Source organism: Pontibacter sp. BAB1700, from assembly GCF_000277005.1.
In the GTDB taxonomy this organism is placed as follows: domain Bacteria; phylum Bacteroidota; class Bacteroidia; order Cytophagales; family Hymenobacteraceae; genus Pontibacter; species Pontibacter lucknowensis.
The window spans coordinates 37574-57105 of record NZ_AKIS01000036.1; the positions used below are offsets into that span (position 1 = coordinate 37574).

Consider the following 19532-nt stretch of genomic DNA (forward strand, 5'->3'; position numbering starts at 1 on the left):
GCCACGATCCAATTTCGTCAACTAAAGCGTTTTTACTGTCATTTCGACCCTAGGGAGAAATCTGAAGAATTACCACTAATCTCAAAGAATTCAGGTTTCTCATTACATTCGAAATGACAGTTTGTGTTCAACGTTTCTTAAGTATGCAGTAGTCGGTCGCGACCTGTCCCTGTCGAAATCCTGTTAATCTTTAAATCCTGAAAATCCTGATTCAGACAAAAAAAGCCTGCCCCACTTAAGGGACAGGCTTTCAAAGTCAGGAATTGTAAATTGTTACACCTTCACATAAATCTTCTTCTTATCCATCCAGAAGCCGATTACCCACATGGTTAGCATATAGCCTAGTGCGAACAGGAGTGAAGCTGTTTTCCCTTCGGACCAACTCAGGAAAAGATGGGTATAAAGCCACTTCTGCAAGCTCATGTCATCTATTCGGATGAAGTTAAGCAGCTTAATGACCAGTGTGGCAAAAGCGAAGATGAAGAGCGGATTTTTGCCGAAGGCTTCAAAGAAGTAGGACCACTTTACAAAGCCCAACACTTCGATCACCAGCATCAGCCCAGCGATCAACATCACGCTCAAGCCAACCGAGTGCAGTACGTAAGAGCTTGTCCAGATCGGCTTGTTGATCGGGAAGTAAATATCCCAAACCAGTGCCATAGCTACTAGTATGGCGCCAGCCACCATCAGCTTGAAGACGGTGCTCAGGTTGTTGCCGTTTTTCTGGATAAACAGACCTGCAAAGTAACCGGCGATCACATTCACAGTGGCTGGCAGTGTGCTCAGCAATCCTTCCGGGTCGAAAGGTATGCCGAAGCCTTTGTAGAGGTTGGTTTCAGGTATGATCAGGTCGTCGAACTTGCGGGCGGCATTGCCAGCAAGACTGTACGGATCAGCAGCATCACCGAAGAAGTACATCACAGCCCAGTATCCCAACAGTACTACCAAACTGAAAATGGCAGCTCCCTTGAATTTTAAATAGTGCACCGCCAGTGATGCAATGAAATAGCAAAGCGCTATACGCTGCAGTACGCCCATAATACGAACCGCCGTGAAATCTTTCATCACGATTGCCCCTTCCGGATTGCGCATTACGAATGGAAACAAATTCAGGAACAAACCGATCAGAAAGATAAGGGCCGTACGCTTGAGCACCTTGCGCAGGAAAACACTGTCTGGCTGCGTCTCGAATTTGCGCATACTGAAGCTCATGGCATTGCCTACCACAAACAGGAAGGACGGAAACACCAGGTCGGTGACCGTAAAGCCGTGCCAGGCAGCATGCTTGAAAGGGGCGTAAATGCTGCCCCAACTGCCGGGGTTATTTACCACCACCATCAATGCAATGGTGAGGCCACGGAGCACGTCGAGTGAAAGGTAACGCTCATACGTTTGCGGTCTGAGTAAACCAGCGTCTGTCAGGGGAGGGGCTGTCGAGAGTTTAGTCATGGGTATAAGGCGGTTAAGGTATAGCGTGTTTCGGGGAGGTATAAAAAGATAGCCGCCCCGTTTTTACCCGGGACGGCTATACCTTATATTTTAATTCACAGAAGCTTCTGCAGGCTGTTTCTCTTTGCTCTTGCCCATGGCGTCGTACACCACTTGCAGCACACCGGTGCGGGTATTGAGTTTGCTCAGCTTGTTGTTCTCGCGGGTCGGGTTCACACGGTTGCTCAGGAACACATACACCAGGTTGTTCACCGGGTCAACCCAGGTATAGGTGCCCGTGAAACCTGAGTGACCGAAGCTCTCCACCGGAGCACTCGGAGCGGCGTTGCTATTCTGAGCACCCGGTTTGGCCGGACGGTCGAAGCCGAGGGCGCGGTAGTTGCCTGATCGCAGAACTGGCACTTGCTATACTCCTTCACCACGTTCTCGCCGATGTAGCGCTTGTTGGCATACAGGCCGTCGTTCAGGTATAAATGCATCAGCTTAGCTACGTCGTTGGAGTTACCGAACAGACCAGCGTGACCACTCACACCGCCCAGCATGGCAGCGCCTTCGTCGTGCACAGTGGCATGCAGAAGCTGCTTGCGGAAGTGCGGCTCAAACTCGGTTGGTACTACACGGGAGGCCGGATAATGTTTGTATGGGTTGAAGGTCAAAGTTGTCGCACCGATCGGCTTGTAGATCATGTTCTGCAGGTATGTCTCAAAGCCCACGCCTGTGATGTTCTCTACTACTTTCGGAGCCAGGATAAACGAGAGGTCGCTGTATACATAGCCTGGTTTTTCGTTTAGCGGCGACTCCATGATCTCCTTGTAAATCTTTTCGGCGTACTTGCGGTGGATGTACAGGTTGTTGGCTACCTTGATGGGGAATCTTCTTGTAGAATCCGCCTTAAACGTACGCCACTTGAAGTTACCGTTTTTCCTCACGGTCTCTTTCCAGAACGGAATCCAGGACTTCAGGCGGGCTTGGTGCGTGAGGATGTCGCGGTAGTTCAGGTCGGCTTTGTTCGTGCCGGCAGCCATTGGCAGGTAAGTGCCCAGTGTTTGGTTTTCGTCGAAGCGGCCTTCTCCTTTCAGGCGCATCAGCGCGGCCATGGAGGTACTGATCTTAGTCACAGATGCAAGATCGTAGATATCGTCAACACGAACCGGTTGCTCCTTGTCGTAGGTATGGTATCCGAAAGCTTTGTGATAGATCACTTTGCCGTCTTTGGCCACGAGTACCTGGGCACCTGGGGCAGCCTCTTCACGGATAGCCTGATGCACAAGCGAGTCTATACCTGCCAGGTCCTGTGACTTTAGACCTACGGCCTCCGGCATGGAGTAAGCCATACGCCAGCCGCCTCTGGTCAGCAAACCGTCGTCGATCTTGAAGGCATTGCTCACTGTAACCGGCAGTTTGCCTGTAGCGCCTATACCTCCAAATATCAGCTGTGAAACAAGGTCCTGCGTGGTGGCATTTTCCTGGTAAGCGGCAATCACGGCGTCGGCTTTGTCGAGACTCTCCATTTCGGCGAGGCTGTAAACGTTGCCAAACACGCTCACGATGGTTTTCTTGTTACGGATAAGTTCTTTCAGGAACAGGTTCATCTCGGCGGTGATACCGAAATTGCTACTGCCCGCCTTCAGTTGAAGCGAGTGTACACCCGCGATGATCAGGTCGTAGTCTTTCAGCTTCTCCTTCATAGCCAACAGTTCTTCGATAGAGTTGGTTGGCTGCAGGAAGAAGGTGTCCACTTGGGTATAGCGGGCAAGGTCGCGCTGGAAAGCAGTTTCTTTCTTCGTGCCAATAGCCAGTGCCGCTACCTTTAAGGTGTCCAGCGTCTGGATCGGCAGGATGTGGTTCTTGTTGCGCAACAGCGTAAGCGACGCTTCAGTCAGCTGACGGTTCAGGTATTGCGCATGCGGGTTGTTAAGGTCAGCGATCAGGTTCTTCGTCTCGATCGGTTTCCACTTGTCGAGGCCCACCCATTGTTTGGCGGCAAGCACTTTGCGCACGCGGAAGTCAATCTCATCTTGCGTGATTTCTTTGTTGGCAATGGCCTTTTTTACTTCCTGAATGGTTGTTTTCACATCCATCGTGTTCAGCATCACGTCGTTGCCAGCTATCAGAGCTTTCACATCTACAACTCCCGGAGGATAGAACTTGGCTACACCCTGCATGTTGAGGGCATCAGTAAACACCAGTCCGTTGTAATTGAGCTCATTCTTGAGCAAGTCCGTCACGATCGGCTTCGACAGGGTAGAGGCCAGGTTTGGCGTGTTATCCAGCACCGGGATGTTCATGTGCGCGACCATCACGCTACCCAGTCCTTTGTCCATAAGGGCACGGAATGGGTGCAGCTCGATCGAGTCGAGACGGATGCGGGAGAAGTTGATCAGCGGTAGACCGTAGTGCGAATCGACATTGGTGTCACCGTGGCCTGGGAAGTGCTTTGCACTGGCCAGCACGCGGTTGTCCTGCATGCCTTTCATGTAAGCCAGTGACTTGCTGGCTACATTATGCTTCTCTTCTCCGAAAGAGCGGAAGCCAATCACGGGGTTGTTGGCGTTATTGTTAATATCAACAGTAGGCGCAAAGTTCACGTGCACGCCCAGTCGCTGGCACTGACGGGCGATCTCGGCACCCATCTCATAGATCAGGCGCTCGTTGTCGATGCCGCCCAAAGCCATTTGGTATGGGAAACGGATGGTGCTGTCAAGGCGCATGGCCAAACCCCACTCACCGTCAATGGATATCATCAACGGCACCTTGCTTTCCTGCTGGTAGCGGTTGGTCATTTTAGCCTGACGCACCGGACCTCCCTGGAAGAAGATCATGCCGCCAACTTTATAGGTCTTCACGATGTTGCTGATCGAGTCGATGTGCGCCTGGTTCTTGTTGGAGTACACCGGAATCGAGATCAGTTGAGCGATGCGCTCTTCGGGTGTTAGGGTTTTCATGACAGAGTCAACCCAGCGGCTGTTCACGTACTGCAGGAATTCAGCATCACGGCCCGGTGTATAGCTGGTAGCAGTTGCTTTCTTAGCGGCAGCCTTGCTTGTTTTTGCTTTGTTGGTCTGGCCTTGCAGGTTGTTTGTGCCGAAAATCAGCACCAGAACAAAGGCCAACGAGAAGTAATAGGATGGTTTCAAGGTGATATAGGTTTTTGTAATATCAGATATACTGCAATTTAACAGTTTTCAGGTATATGTATTTTTATTTGCGGTAATTTTTTAAATTCCTGCAAATAAAAGCAATATTAGAGGCGTCAAGCAAAGGATTATTGTCAAATATACGATGTTGCGGCGGGTATACCTATAGGTATGGGCTTGGGTATGATGGAGGTGCATAATTAACACAGTCTTGCCCCTCTCGAGAGGGAAACCTCTGTGCGCTCGAATGGAATTTGTGCACGATTGTCATCCCCCTGCCCCCTTCTAAGGGGGACTTTGGGTATTGCAGTTGTGGAATTTAAAAGCGCTGTAGTTTCTATTATAGACCTCAGGTACGCATTGAAAAGGTAACTCGCACTTGAGCAATGAAACAGTCAGCATTAGCCAGGTGCACTTTTTGACGCTCCACTGTTGGGGGTGAAGGGGACCCCCTTTCGAGAGCGTTCAGCGAGTGGGGGAAGGGGCCCTCGATTTGGAGCGTCTTGACTTTTTTGCTTACTGGGGGTAGGGGGCCTCGATTTTTGTGTCAAGACAAAAAGTGAGTGCCCGCCGCACAGGCGAAGCAATGAAACAACACAAGTCGCTATACCTACAGCCGCCGCTACGCCAGCTATAAACTGGCCCTATGTGCTACCACAAGTTACGCTTTGCTAAACTGGCGGTATGAATAGGTATAAACAGCACCGACAGGTATAGCCAAATTGATTTTATACATTTACTGAACAAGTAAACACAACATGAAACGCATTTTAACGCAAGCACTGAGTCTGATACTAGGCTGCGGCCTACTGGCAAGCTGCGCCACAAACCCTTACGCCGCAACTAATAAGTCCTATAAAAAGCAGGCCAAAGCTTACGCTAAGTCGCTGCGAGCTATACCTGCGGCACCGGCCGGCGAGCATACCTATCCGCAGGGAGACTACTGGGTAGGCACCACAAACTTTAACCTGCGCAAGCCGAATTTCGTGATCATCCACCATACGGCGCAGAACTCCACGGAGCATACCCTGAAAACTTTCACGATGCCTTCTACAAAGGTGAGTTCGCACTATGTGATCGGTCGTGATGGCAAGGTATACCAGATGTTACACGACCACATGCGTGCCTGGCATGGCGGCAACAGCAGGTGGGGCAGCAATACCGACCTTAACTCGTCTTCGATAGGTATAGAGCTTGATAACAACGGCTCTGAACCCTTCCCGGAGGAGATGATCAACAGCCTGATCGCCGTGCTGGGCAAGCTCAAAAAAGAGCACAGTATACCTGCCGAAAACTTCATCGGTCACGCCGACATCGCCCCGGTGCGTAAGGTAGACCCGAGTCCGCTATTCCCTTGGAAGACATTGGCCGACAACGGCTTTGGACTATGGTTTGACGAAGATGTGCTGGAGAAAGAACAAGTGTTGCGCGAAGTTCCTGTAGGTGGTGAAGGCGATCAAAGTCCTTTGCTGGTGATGGAGACGGTACCAAAGTATACGCTGCCCGAGCACTTCAACCCACTCGACGCCCTGCGCATCATCGGCTATGACGTGCGCAATCCCGAAGCTGCCGTACGTGCCTTCAAGATTCACTTTATCCAGAATGATGTAAACAGCCCACTAACTGAGGACGAGAAGCTGATTCTGTATAACCTGTATCAGAAGTATTTGTAAATTGGGGAGGGGATAACCGCCTGACAAAAGATGAACAGATACTTGCTCTTAATCCTAATACTAAGCTTAACTACTAGTTGCATGTCCCGAAAAAGTCTATCAGAATTTGAGGAGAGTAGTGGCAATGTTCAGGTTTCGTACAGAGACTTTGCTGGCGATTATCAGTTTGGCGATTGCTTTCTTTATCGAGAAGACGGGAAAGACTATCTGCTATTAGTATCAGGTACTGATCAGGATGGGGCAATAGAATTAATTCCAATTGCGATCACTTCCCCGGAAAGCATTTCTGACTCTTCTATAGGCACACTTGCTATCAATTACTACTCAAGAGAGCCCAAAATTATTGATAAGTTACTAGGCGGAGAGATGCCATCAGGAGGCTTCGGTTTTTACGTTTCAGCCGATGATCTGCCTAAGGTCCATAGAGAACTTGAGTATTTATTCACGCTTAATCTGGACCCGGATAAATTTGAGACATATGGAGGAACCTCTCTTTTTGCTGATAAAACACTTGGCTACACTATTGAGTTTTGTCTGGATTTTGAGGATACGAATAAGTATGCTCCCGACAGAATTATAATGGCAAAGCTCCCTTTAGAGAATCTGTGTAAATAAACCAGACACCACCCATGACCAGACCCCTACTCACCCGCTATACCTTACGCCTTATACCTTGTCTCAGCTTGCTCTACCTGCTCGGCTGTAGCGCAGCCAAACCTGTGGCGGAAATGCCTGCGCCTTATGGACCAGCGGAGATTCAGCGGCAGGTGATGGAGGTGGCGGCCTTGCAACAGAGCTTTGTGGGCTTTGTGCTGTACGACCCGGAGCTGGGCAAGGCGGTGGTGGAGCACAATGCCGACAAGTATTTTGTGCCGGCCTCTAACACCAAGCTGTTCACGTTTTATGCGGCCTCCAAAATGCTGGGCGATTCTATACCTGCCCTCAAGTATGTAGCTAAAGGCGACTCTTTGATTTTCTGGGGTACCGGCGATCCAACCTACACGCACATGGACCTGCAGAACAACATCGCCTACGATTTCCTGAAAAACCGCAAAGAGAAACTCTACTACATCGAAGCGCCCATGACCAGTACGCCCTTCGCCACCAACTGGGGCTGGGACGATTACAACTACTATTACCAGCCCGAGCGCAGCCCTTTCCCGATTCACGGCAACATCGTGAAGTTTAAAAAAGACAGCACCTCGGCCTATACCACCACACCGGCTTTTTTCCAGAAGCACGTTAAACCTGACACCTCCAAAAACGCCCACCGCGACACCTTCCGCAGGGCATGGCGTACCAATGATATCGCCTACAACCCGAAGCGTGCTGCCATTGCCTTTTCACAGGAAGTGCCTTTCATTACCTCGCCTGAATTGACGGTGCAGCTACTGGCGGACACCCTGAAACGCCCTGTAAAACTGGTAAAGCGTCCTATACCTGCTGGTGGCCAGATCTTGTACGGTTTGCCCGCCGATACCGTATTTAAGCGCATGCTGCAGGTGAGCGATAACCTGATGGCTGAGCAATTGATGATGCTGAGCTCCGGTACTTTTTCGGATACCCTGTCGGTGGAGCGGGCTATCAAGTATGCGGTGAAAACTTACTTGTCCGATTTGCAGGATGCGCCGGTATGGATTGATGGATCAGGCCTGTCTTCCATGAACATGTTCACGCCACGAAGCATCATTGCGCTGTTGCAGAAACTGCATGCTGAGCGTCCAAGAGAAAAGTTGCTGCCTATGCTGGCCGTCGGAGGCAGACCAGGCACGTTCCGGAACATCTACAAAGCAGAAGTGCCTTTCGTGTTTGGCAAATCCGGCACGCTCTCGCACGTACACAACCAAAGCGGTTATATCATCACGAAGAGCGGCAAACTGTTGATGTACAGCTTTATGAATAACAACTTTAAAACATCTTCATCTGAAATACGAAACGCCATGGAGCGGATTATGACGGAGGTGCACGAGAAGTATTAGTATAAATAGGAAGTCCTTTATAGCGCGAGCGTCCTCGCTCGTGTTTATTATAGAGGGGCCTCTGGCCGCTTTGAATAAAATGGGGCCAGAGGCCCCGCAATAGTCGTCACGAGCGAGGACGCTCGCGCCATGCGTAGAAATTAAAGCGGCATAGTCCACCTGATAGCTCACACTCGCGGGACGCGAGCGAAGGCAATTGAGACTTTTTTAACAAAAACAACAACCAACAATTAACAACCTGTACCACACAAACAAACCAATACTATGTTGAAACTAACGATACGCTCTTTTGACCTGCCGCTACGGCATACCTTCACCATTTCCTACGACTCACGCGATGTGCAGCCGACCATGATCGTGGAGCTGCAGCACGGTGAGCACAAAGGTTACGGTGAGGCGACCAGCAACCCGTACTACGGCTTCACCATCGAGAGCATGACCGCAGCGCTGGAGAATATCCGCGAGCAAATCGAATCTACGGAGCTGACTTCGCCGGAGGAGTTCTGGGCACAAATGCAGCCACACCTGACCGACAATCCCTTTGCTCTCTGCGCACTGGACCTGGCTGCCAATGACCTGTTCGGCAAAATGAAGGGCCAGCCGCTCTACAAGATCTGGGGCTTGGAGGCGAAGAACATGCCGCTCACCAACTACACCATCGGTATCGATACAGTGGAGAATATGGTGAAGAAGCTGCAGGAAATGCCGTGGCCGCTTTACAAGATCAAGCTGGGTACGAAAGAAGACGTGGCCATCATCAAGGAACTGCGCAAGCACACCGACGCCATTTTCCGTGTGGACGCCAACTGCGCCTGGGGTATGGAAGAAACCATTGAGAACTCAAAGCAGCTGAAGGAACTAGGCGTGCAGTTCATCGAACAGCCCATGAAGGCCGATGATCTGGAAGGCATGAAGCAGGTATACGAGCGCTCCGAACTGCCCTGATCGCCGACGAAAGCTGCATTACTGAGTCTGACGTATCCAAGTGCCACGGCCTGTTCCATGGCGTGAACATCAAGCTGGTGAAATGCGGTGGACTGACGCCTGCCCGTCGTATGATTGCCGAGGCCAAGAGCCTGGGTATGAAAGTGATGGTGGGCTGCATGACTGAGTCCAGCGTGGGTATATCGGCCATTGCGCAGTTGTTGCCGATGCTCGATTACGTGGACATGGACGGCGCCCTGTTGCTGAGCAAAGACATCGCCACTGGCGTGACCATCGAGCAAGGCAAGGTAAGTTATAGCGAAAATGTGAACGGTACCGGCGCCGCTCTTATAGCATAATGGCCAACAAGGTATACACAAACCAACTGCCGGGCCGCACCCTGGTGGTAGACGGAGAGGAGTTCCTGTTTTTCAGCGGGACCTCCTACCTTGGTATACCTGTGAACGAGCAATTCAGGAACTGCGTGCTGGAAGGGATGGCCCGCTACGGTACCAACTACTCCAGCTCTCGCAACTCGAATCTACAGTTGCGGGTTTTTGAGGAGGCGGAGGAGTATCTGGCCAGGTATACCGGAGCCGAAGCTGCTTTCACGATGTCGTCGGGCTATCTTGCCGGGCAGGCGCTGGTGCAGACTTTGCAGGGAAGCGGACACTTCATTTACGCCCCCAACACGCACCCGGCCCTCTGGCGCAGCACTTCCGACGAAGTCACGGGCGATTACGATGCTTGGGTAGGCCCTATGCTGGAGCAAGTGAGGGAGTCAAAGTACGAGCACATTATCCTGGTCTGCAACTCCCTCGATTCGCTCAAAGCCCGCAACCACGGTTTCAGCTGGCTAAGTGCTTTGCCCACAGACAAGCAGATCACGCTGATCGTGGACGATTCGCATGGATTTGGAGTGACGGGAGAGGACGGAGCTGGTGTGTTCGCGCAGCTGAAAGCCCGTCTGCAGGCTAATGTGCAACTGGTGGTGGCGAGTTCGATGGGGAAGGCCTTGGGTATACCTGCCGGTGTGGTGCTAGGGGATAAAGAGCTGGTGGATAAGCTGCGGCACAGCCATTATTTCGGTGGCGCATCTCCGGCCATACCTGCCTACCTGTATGCCTTTTTGCGATGCGAGTCCTTGTTTAAGGAAGCGCGTCAAAAGCTGTTTTCAAACATTGTCCTTTTCCTGCAGCATTTGGAGCGACCGGATCAATTCAGTTACTTTGAAAGATACCCGGTATTCGGGGTGCATGACCATCGCATGGCGGCATACCTGCAGGAGCAGGGAGTGATCATCTCCAGCTTCCGGTATCCGACACCAGCTGATGATCCGATCACGCGGGTGATCCTGAGCAGCGCGCATCGGGAGGAGGATATACAACGATTAACGGGGTTGATTAATCAGTTTGCTCAGGTATGATGTTGCTTGGTTAGCAGGGCCATGTGCTATGTTTAGAACCAGTAAGAGCAGCTACTTTAACAAAAAGAAATTTATTTACGACTACTACACCACTTCATGGAAGAAACTAACGCCGCAGCACCTCTGATCACCAACGATGCCGTTGTGCTGGGCATTCTCGTCGTCATATTAGCGATCATATTTAAGACATCATCCAGCGAACGCACTGTCTTCAAGAAATTTTACTCGGTGGTGCCCTCACTCTTGCTGTGTTACCTTATTCCGAGTTTGCTGAACTCCCTGAACATCATCTCCGGAGAAACCTCAGCCCTGTACGGGATGGCGTCGCGCTACTTGTTGCCAGCGAGTTTGGTGCTCTTTACCATCAGCCTCGACCTGAAAGAGATATGGAAGCTGCGCCACAAAGCGGGACTCATGTTCATTACCGGTACCGTCGGCATTGTGATCGGTGGTCCATTGGCGATTCTGATTGTCTCCACTTTTGCACCCGATGTAGTGGGAGGAGCGGGGCCTGACGCTGTGTGGCGCGGACTGACGACCATTGCAGGCAGCTGGATTGGCGGTGGTGCCAACCAATTGGCAATGTACGAGATCTTCCAGCCTAGCCCGAACCTGTTCTCTGCCGTGATTGCCGTAGATGTGATCGTGGCGAACATCTGGATGGCAGTATTGCTGTACGGATCAGGAAGATCAGAAAAGATAGACGCTTTCTTTAAGGCCGACAGTTCGGCTGTAACTAACCTGAAGAATAAGATTGAGCAATACCGCAAGAGTATCATGCGGGTGCCTTCCATGCCTGATCTGATGCTGATAGCAGGTATAGGATTTGGTCTGACGGGGCTCGCGCACTTCTTTGCGGATATTATCGCTCCCTGGATTGAGGCGAATGCACCAGAGTTGGCTCGTTTCAGCTTGACATCCGGCTTCTTCTGGCTTGTGGTGCTGGCCACTACGTTCGGGATGCTTTTGTCTACTACCAAAGCCCGTAATCTGGAAGGGGCGGGTGCTTCGCGTGTTGCCAGTATATTCCTATACATTCTGGTGGCGACTATCGGTATGCAGATGGATGTGACGGCCATCGTGAGTCAGCCGGGACTTTTCCTGGTGGGCATTATCTGGATCTCGATGCACATGTTGCTGCTGTTCATTGTGGGTAAGCTGATAAAGGCGCCGTTCTTCTTCCTGGCTGTAGGTAGTCAGGCGAATGTAGGAGGTGCGGCTTCGGCTCCTATTGTGGCGGCGGCCTTCCATCCGGCGCTGGCTCCTGTTGGAGTACTGCTTTCTATATTGGGTTATGCCGTGGGTACCTATGGGGCTTATATCTCAGGTATACTCATGCAGCTCGTGGCGGAGTAGCGAATTATTGTTAATGTATTAATGTTCAGTATGTAATGCTGTTGTCAGGCCCTGGCGCCTGCCCACATTTTAAAACCTATACTATGATTAGAAAGAGTCTTTTTGCGTTGTTGCTCCCACTGGTGCTTTCGGCCTGTGCGGGCACACAAACCACGACATCTGAAACTGCAACTACCGCAAGCGCTGCTATCGCTGTTTCTCCTGCAAAGGTGCACATTGATGCAGTGCGTCAGCAGTTCGCCCTGATAAGCGTGTGGCGCTGTTTGATGTGGAGCCTAATGGCAACGTGCTACGTGGCGAAACCAACATGCCGGAAGCCAAAGCGGATCTGCTCAAGCGTCTGCAGGCGGCCAATGTGTCGTTCGTAGACAGTATACAGGTGCTGCCGGAAGCAGAACTGGAAGGTAAGCACCAAGCTATCGTAACGATCTCGGTTGCCAACCTGCGCTCACAGCCAAAGCACTCAGCCGAACTAGCCACACAGGCAACAATGGGCACGCCGCTCAAGGTATGGAAAAAGCAAAACGGCTGGTACCTGGTGCAGACGCCTGACCAGTACCTGGCCTGGGTAGATTACGGTGGCGTAGCCCTGATGGATCAGACCGCCTTTAACAAGTGGCAACAGGCAAAAAGCTGATTTACACCAAAACCTATGGTTTTGCGCACGCCACGGGAGACAAGAACGCTACGATTGTATCGGATATGGTGTATGGCGACGTGATGGTGTTGAAGAACAAAACGAAAGATTTCTATGAAGTGGCTTTCCCGGATGGCCGAACCGGATTTGTGTCTGCTGCCGAAGCCATGGACTTCAAGGAGTGGGTAGCCACCCGTAAACCGACTGAGGAGAACCTGGTGGCTTCCAGCAAAGAAATGTTGGGTATGCCATACCTTTGGGGCGGCACTTCCGTGAAAGGGATGGACTGCAGCGGCTTTACCAAAACCATCTTCTTTATGAACGGCCTGGTATTGCCCCGTGATGCTTCGCAGCAAATTCACATTGGAGAGTTGGTGCCTACTGACAAGGGTTGGGACGAATTGCGTCCGGGTGACCTGTTGTTTTTTGGCGTACCTGCCAAAGATGGTAAGCCGGAGCGTGTGGTGCACGTAGGTATGTGGATTGGTGGGAATCAGGAATTCATTCACTCCGCCGGACGTGTGCGTATCAACAGCATGAATCCGTCAGCTGAAAACCATGATGCCTCCGAACTGGCCCGCTTCCTGCGTGCCAAGCGCATATCCCCGGAAGCAACGCTGGTAGATTTGCGTCAGAAGCCGCTGTATGAATAAGGTATAGCAAGAGGTTAGTGGAAAGGCAGTAGCGAGAGCTACTGCCTTTTTTTGTAGCTGCTGAGTAGTGAGGGTTTCACAGTGTTGTGAGGCTCCTGTATGCGGATGGGGGAGGACTGTCTCAGGATATGGATTCAACATAGGTAAGAGATGTTTTAACCCTTAGCAATACATCTAGTTTTGATAAAAATTGATATGAATGTATGCTGTTAAATTATTTTTTATTTGATTGGCTTATACTTTAATAAAAATTTAATAAAAGTTTTTGGATATAATCTCTTAATCCTCGTACTTTATATTATAACACCAAAACTGATAGCATGAGCGCATTCCTGGCACTGGAAGAAGGATATCTGGAGAAGCTGAACCACGTGGAACGGAAAAAGCATCTGCAGAAGATCAAGATCGTGCGGCACTTGTATGTAAAGGGCGCTCGCTCTAACGCTGATATCTGTAACCGCTTCAATATCAGTTCACCGACCTCCATGGCTTTGCTAAACGAATTGATGGCTGAAGGGCTGGTGGAGAAGCAGGGGCGTGGCGAATCAGTAGGTGGGCGAAAGCCGGAGCTGTATGGACTGCGCAATAATTCTCTTTTCGTGCTGAGCATTGAAATGGAAAAGTTCAGCACCCGCATGGCCATTTTCGATGGGAATAATAACAACATCACCGGTATCCATACCTTTCCACTAAATCTCTCAAAAGATCTCAGTGCTATTGAGGAGTTGTACCAGCATGCCAACAGCCTGGTGCTCTCGGCAGGTATAGACACAGATAGACTGATGGGCATAGGCTTGAGCATGCCGGGACTTGTGTCGTCACGTGAAGGTGACAGCTATACCTATTTGCTCACGGGGCAGAACAAAACGCCGTTGCAGGATCTGCTGGCCCTCAAGTTCAGCAAGCCGGTTTACATCCAAAACGACGTAAAAAGCATCACTTTGGCGGAGTACCGCTTTGGGGCTGCGCAGAGCAAACGCGATGTGCTGGTGCTCACACTGGACTGGGGTATCGGTCTGGGCATCATCATGGACGGCAAGCTGCGTGTAGGCACCTCCGGTTTTGCGGGCGAGTTCGGCCACATCCCATTCATTGACAATGGCGTGCTGTGCCACTGCGGCAAGCGGGGGTGTCTGGAAACGGTGGCCTCGGGAAGTGCGCTGGCACGCATGGCCCGCGAAGGGCTTCAGGCGGGGCAGGATACTTTGCTTAAAGCGCTGTCTGACCACGAACCGGGGAAAATTGAACCGCAGGCCATCATCCAGGCTGCACACGAAGGGGACCAATACGCCATCAACATATTGGCCGAAACAGGCCGCAACCTGGGCAAAGGCATTGCCATGCTGATCCAGCTGTTTAACCCGGAACTGATCATCATTGGTGGCAAAATGGCCGAAGCGAGGCAGTACCTCACCACACCGATACAGCAATCGATCAACACGTACTGCATGACGCAGCTGCGCGAACGCACTGAAATTGCACTCTCCAAATTGGGGGCACAGGCAGGTATACTGGGGCCGGTGGCCACGGTGATGGAGCGAATTTTTGATCACCGCATTGAATCAACTAAATAACAGAACAACGAAACACAACATCACATTATAGCACAAATAAAATGGCACGATTAAATCTTCTGGAAGAAACCCGATTTGAGAAGCTTCCGGTTACTGTTTACTCCGATGAATATGTCGCTTCCGTAAAAGTGGCTCAGCGTATTGCGGAGTTGATCCGATACAAGCAGGGGCGCAACGAGAAGGCTGTGCTCGGTCTGGCCACTGGTGCCACGCCGGTGAAGGTATACGCCGAACTGGTGCGCCTGCACCGCGAAGAAGGTCTGAGTTTCCGCAATGTGATCACCTTCAACCTGGACGAGTACTACCCGATGCAGCCGACTGCGGTGCAGAGCTATGTGACGTTCATGAATGAGAACCTCTTCGACCACATTGACATCAACAAAAACAATGTACACATACCGGATGGCACCCTGCCGCAGGAAAGAATCCATGACTACTGCCTGGAGTACGAGCGCAAGATCGAAGCCGTAGGCGGACTGGATCTGCAGCTGTTGGGTATAGCCGTACAGGTCACATCGGTTTCAACGAGCCGGGTTCTGCGCCAAACTCAGGTACACGCCTGGTGACGCTCGACGACCTGACCCGTCGCGATGCTTCCCGTGACTTTGGTGGCAAGGAGAACGTGCCGCGCAAAGCCATCACCATGGGCATCGGTACCATCTTCAAAGCCCGCGAGATCATCCTGATGGCCTGGAGCGGAAAGAAAGCGCCGATCATCAAGAAAGCCGTGGAAGGCGAGATGTCAAGCGACGTGCCGGCTACCTACCTGCAGCTGTCTGACAATGTGGAGTTTGTGCTGGATATGGACGCCGCTTCGGATCTGACTCGCTTCAACACGCCATGGCTGGTGAAAGACTGCGTTTGGGATGATGCCCTGATAAAAAAGGCGGTAATCTGGCTGTCACAGACAGTGAAAAAGCCGATCCTGAAGCTGACCGAGGAGGATTACAACAACCACGGCATGGCGCAGTTGATCACCGAGAAAGGCACTGCATACGAGATCAACATCGATATCTTCAACAAGCTGCAAAGCACCATCACTGGCTGGCCGGGTGGTAAGCCGAACGCTGACGACAAGCGCCGTCCGGAGCGTGCCGAGCCTGCCCGCAAGCGTGTCGTGATCTTCTCGCCACACCCGGATGATGACGTAATCTCCATGGGCGGTACGTTTATCCGATTGGTAGACCAGGGGCACGACGTGCACGTGGCTTATCAGACTTCTGGTAACACCGCCGTGTGGGACGACGATGTGCTGCGCTACATGGAGTTTGCCATCGACTTCAACAAGAGCATCGGCCAGGAAACGGATCACCTGGAAAACATTTACGAAGACATGCGCGGCTTTATTGAAAACAAGCAGCCGAACCAGCTCGATACGCAGGAGATCCGTGATGTAAAAGGCTTTATCCGGAAGAGTGAGGCCATTGCCGGCGCTCGTTATGCTGGTCTGGATGATGACCATATCCACTTCATGGCGCTGCCGTTTTATGAAACAGGTAAAACCGTGAAGAAGCCGGTGACAGATATTGACGTGGAACTGACCATGGAATTGCTGCAGCAGGTGAAACCACACCAGGTGTTTGCCGCCGGCGACTTTGCCGATCCGCATGGTACGCACATTGTCTGCTTCAATATTGTGCTGGCCGCCCTTGCCCGCCTGCGCGAAACAGAGGACTGGGCCAAAGACTGCTGGCTGTGGATGTACCGCGGCGCCTGGCATGAGTTCGCTACCCACGAGATCGAGATGGCCGTGCCGCTGTCGCCGCAGGAAGTGGAACGCAAGCGCAATGCCATCTTCAAGCACCAGTCTCAAAAGGACCGTCCGGTGTTCCCGGGAGACGATGCCCGCGAGTTCTGGGTACGTGCCGAAGAGCGCAACCGCGAAACTGCCAAGAGCTACGACGACCTGGGCCTTGCCAACTACGAAGCCATGGAAGCCTTCGTGAAATGGAAATTCTAGTTTAGAACAATGACAGCTAAAACGAAGCAAATTGCTTAGCTTTGTTTTAGCTGTTTTTTTATCATCCGGACGAGAGTAGCTGCTTCCGACTTTACTATAACAAGGGGCTGCCTCTTTCTAATTTTTTCATCCTGTAGGGATCTTGTTTGCAAGTTGCATAGGCTTGATTTTTTGGAAATATGCCTTATTGCTCAACCATGCATCTTCAGAGAATGAAGCTGGATTTTGATTTTTTTTCCTGAAAAGGACTGGTGCTTATCAGTTTCGAAACCAAGCTAATGTCTCTTCTCCCAATGCCGGATGAAGTCGGATCAGGAAAATTCAAACAGCCATTGCATTACAATTAAGCATTACCAACACCATTATAACACGCATTTCTGACATGATTATCAGGAAAAGTTTTCTTACCCTTTTGCTTTTGTTTTTCTGCACGGCAGGTATAGCTACGCTTTCGCAGGCGCAGGTAAAGCCTGAGTCGCTATCGCTGATACCGCAGCCTGTGAAACTGACCACTCAGAAAGGAGGCTTCCTGGTGCAGCCCTCCACCAAGGTATATGTAGACCCCAAAAATGAGGATCTGCTGCGTGTAGGCGAGTTTTTGGCCCAGCACATCGAAGCCGCCATCGGCCACAAGCCGGAAGTGATCCAGAAGAAGCCGAAGAAAAAAGAAACGAACCTGATTCATCTGACGCTGAAGACAGAGAACGACACACTGGGTGCGGAGGGCTATACCTTGAACGTAGCACAGGGTCGTATAACACTGGCTGCAAAGGAGGCACATGGTGCTTTTCTGGGTATGCAGACTGTGCGTCAACTCCTGCCAGCTCAGAAGACATCTGAGTCGGCGCTTATACCTGCGCTCCAGATCGTGGACAAGCCCCGCTATACCTGGCGCGGCATGCACCTGGATGTGACCCGCCATTTCTTCCCGGTGGAGTTTGTGAAGCAGTACATCGACTACCTGGCTATGCACAAACTGAACAGCTTTCACTGGCACCTGACCGATGACCAGGGCTGGCGCATCGAGATCAAAAAGCACCCGAAACTAACCGAAGTTGGCGCCTGGCGCGACAGCACCCTGATCGGCCACTACTGGGACCTGCCACAAACTTACCGCAAGCGCCGCCATGGTGGCTATTATACCCAGGAACAGATCAAAGAGGTGGTGAAGTATGCGCAGGACCGCTTTATCAACGTAGTACCAGAAATCGAAATGCCAGGTCATGCACTGGCGGCGCTGGCTGCTTATCCGGAGCTTTCGTGTACCGGAGGTCCGCACAAAGTAGAATCGAAGTGGGGGATTTTTCCTGATATTTTCTGTGCTGGTAACGAGCAGACGTTTGCGTTTCTGGAAGATGTGCTCACGGAAGTGATGGAGCTCTTCCCGAGCAAAGTGATTCATGTAGGTGGAGACGAAGCTCCGAAGACCCGCTGGAAAGTATGTCCGAAATGCCAGAAGCGCATTAAGGACGAAGGCCTGAAAGATGAGCACGAGCTGCAGAGCTATTTTGTGCAGCGCATGGAGAAGTTTGCCAACAAGAACGGCCGCACCATCATCGGCTGGGACGAGATTCTGGAAGGTGGTCTGGCACCGAACGCTTACGTGATGTCGTGGCGCGGCACCAAAGGAGGTATAGCTGCCGCTAAAGAAAAGCACTACGTCGTGATGTCGCCGGGTACGCCTCTTTACTTTGACTACTACCAGGGCGAGCGTGACCTCGAACCAACCACTATACATGGATATAACCCGCTCTCCAAGGTATACGCCTATGATCCAACGCCAAGCGAACTGTCTGCCGAGGAGAAAAAGTACATACTGGGCGCGCAAGCCAACATGTGGACCGAATACGTGTCCACGGAAGAGCACTTAGAGTACATGGTGTTCCCACGCATTGCTGCCCTCAGCGAAGTGCTATGGACACCTGCGAAACTGAAAGACTGGAAAAGTTTCCAGAACCGCATGACCCAGCAGTACAAGCGTTACGATGCGTTGGGAGTCAACTACGCCCGCAGCGCCTTCAATGTGAACCAGCACTTGCAGGTAGACTCGACAAGCAACCGGGCCACCGTGACCTTCGATACGGATGCGGCTGATGTGACCATCCACTATACCCTGGACGGATCGGAGCCAAACACCCGATCACAGGTATACAAAGGACCGTTCTCGCTCAACAGAACCTCAACTATCAAAGCCGGTTCTTTTGTGAATGGCAAGCTGGTGGGCAAGGTGAGTACCCGTACGTTTGAGGCGCACAAAGGCTTTAACAAAAACATCACACTCACTACGCCAGCTCATCAGAACTTCGCTAAGAAAGCAAAATTGGTGGACGGCCTGAAGGGTTCGACCGACCAGTATGACGGTCACTGGATCGGCTTCCTGGACACGGACGTGGAGGCGATCATCGACCTGGGGAAAGAGCAGCCGATCAAAAGGATAAGCACCAACTTTATGCAAAACATCGGCTATCGCATCTTCCTGCCGGTGCAGGTAGAGTATGCGCTGTCAGTGGATGGCATCCGATATGTGACCGTAGACACGATCGACGATCCAAACCCACTGGGTGCAGAGGGCATCACGACTCACGAAGTAGCTGCCACGCTGCCACTTACCCGTGCCCGCTTTGTGAAGGTGAAGGTCAGAAGTGTGGGTGTAAGCCCTGACAAGTACCCTTCAGCCGGACAGAAAACCTGGCTGATGCTCGACGAGATCGTGGTGGAGTAATCTGTAGTTCAAATTTAAAGGTTATAACACCTGATATAAACG

General features: G+C 51.5%; 13 protein-coding genes and 2 pseudogenes. 12 read left to right on the forward strand and 3 right to left on the reverse strand.

Annotated elements, in window-relative coordinates:
* Positions 1–273 precede the first annotated feature (273 nt).
* The 3 genes and pseudogenes from O71_RS05005 to O71_RS05010 form a co-directional block, all read right to left on the reverse strand.
* A complete protein-coding gene (locus O71_RS05005) occupies positions 274–1449 on the reverse strand; it encodes an acyltransferase family protein (protein WP_007653921.1) in 1176 nt (391 codons plus the stop codon).
* 90 nt (positions 1450–1539) lie between these two features.
* Positions 1540–1851, reverse strand: coding sequence for a serine hydrolase (locus O71_RS27065; RefSeq protein WP_369750882.1), 312 nt, complete (start codon positions 1849–1851; stop codon positions 1540–1542).
* Between the two features lie 107 nt (positions 1852–1958).
* Positions 1959–4394, reverse strand: a pseudogene (locus O71_RS05010) (glycoside hydrolase family 3 N-terminal domain-containing protein); the annotation flags it as partial.
* A 950-nt stretch (positions 4395–5344) separates the two neighbouring features.
* Between O71_RS05010 and O71_RS05015 the strand changes: the two are divergent.
* The 12 genes and pseudogenes from O71_RS05015 (at position 5345) to O71_RS05060 (ending at position 19490) form a co-directional block, all read left to right on the forward strand.
* A complete protein-coding gene (locus O71_RS05015; protein ID WP_007653923.1) occupies positions 5345–6259 on the forward strand; it encodes an N-acetylmuramoyl-L-alanine amidase in 915 nt (304 codons plus the stop codon).
* 81 nt (positions 6260–6340) lie between these two features.
* Positions 6341–6874: a hypothetical protein gene (locus O71_RS05020; protein WP_155800534.1), complete on the forward strand. Its 534-nt coding sequence runs from the start codon at positions 6341–6343 to the stop codon at positions 6872–6874.
* Between the two features lie 14 nt (positions 6875–6888).
* Entirely contained in the window at positions 6889–8238 is a 1350-nt protein-coding gene (locus O71_RS05025; RefSeq protein ID WP_040573681.1) for a D-alanyl-D-alanine carboxypeptidase/D-alanyl-D-alanine-endopeptidase, read from the forward strand.
* Positions 8239–8502: 264 nt separating this feature from the next.
* Positions 8503–9521: pseudogene (locus tag O71_RS05030) on the forward strand (dipeptide epimerase).
* A complete protein-coding gene (locus O71_RS05035) occupies positions 9521–10588 on the forward strand; it encodes an aminotransferase class I/II-fold pyridoxal phosphate-dependent enzyme (RefSeq protein ID WP_007653928.1) in 1068 nt (355 codons plus the stop codon). Before O71_RS05030 ends, O71_RS05035 begins: the two are co-directional and overlap by 1 nt.
* A 96-nt stretch (positions 10589–10684) precedes the next feature.
* On the forward strand, positions 10685–11944 hold the full coding sequence (locus O71_RS05040) for a DUF819 domain-containing protein (RefSeq protein ID WP_007653930.1): 1260 nt from the start codon (positions 10685–10687) through the stop codon (positions 11942–11944).
* A gap of 253 nt (positions 11945–12197) precedes the next feature.
* The gene (locus tag O71_RS24540) at positions 12198–12581 is read left to right on the forward strand and encodes an SH3 domain-containing protein (protein WP_051017704.1); all 384 of its coding nucleotides are present in this window, start codon (positions 12198–12200) and stop codon (positions 12579–12581) included.
* Positions 12560–13234, forward strand: coding sequence for an SH3 domain-containing C40 family peptidase (locus tag O71_RS21435; protein ID WP_051017705.1), 675 nt, complete (start codon positions 12560–12562; stop codon positions 13232–13234). The genes O71_RS24540 and O71_RS21435 overlap by 22 nt, the downstream gene beginning before the upstream one ends.
* Before the next feature lie 320 nt (positions 13235–13554).
* Positions 13555–14808, forward strand: coding sequence for an ROK family transcriptional regulator (locus O71_RS05050; RefSeq protein ID WP_007653932.1), 1254 nt, complete (start codon positions 13555–13557; stop codon positions 14806–14808).
* Between the two features lie 41 nt (positions 14809–14849).
* The gene (locus tag O71_RS27070) at positions 14850–15374 is read left to right on the forward strand and encodes a 6-phosphogluconolactonase (protein ID WP_369750883.1); all 525 of its coding nucleotides are present in this window, start codon (positions 14850–14852) and stop codon (positions 15372–15374) included.
* Positions 15323–16768, forward strand: coding sequence for a PIG-L family deacetylase (locus tag O71_RS05055; protein ID WP_369750884.1), 1446 nt, complete (start codon positions 15323–15325; stop codon positions 16766–16768). The genes O71_RS27070 and O71_RS05055 overlap by 52 nt, the downstream gene beginning before the upstream one ends.
* A 418-nt stretch (positions 16769–17186) precedes the next feature.
* A complete protein-coding gene (locus tag O71_RS05060) occupies positions 17187–19490 on the forward strand; it encodes a glycoside hydrolase family 20 protein (protein WP_237717714.1) in 2304 nt (767 codons plus the stop codon).
* Positions 19491–19532: the final 42 nt, after the last annotated feature.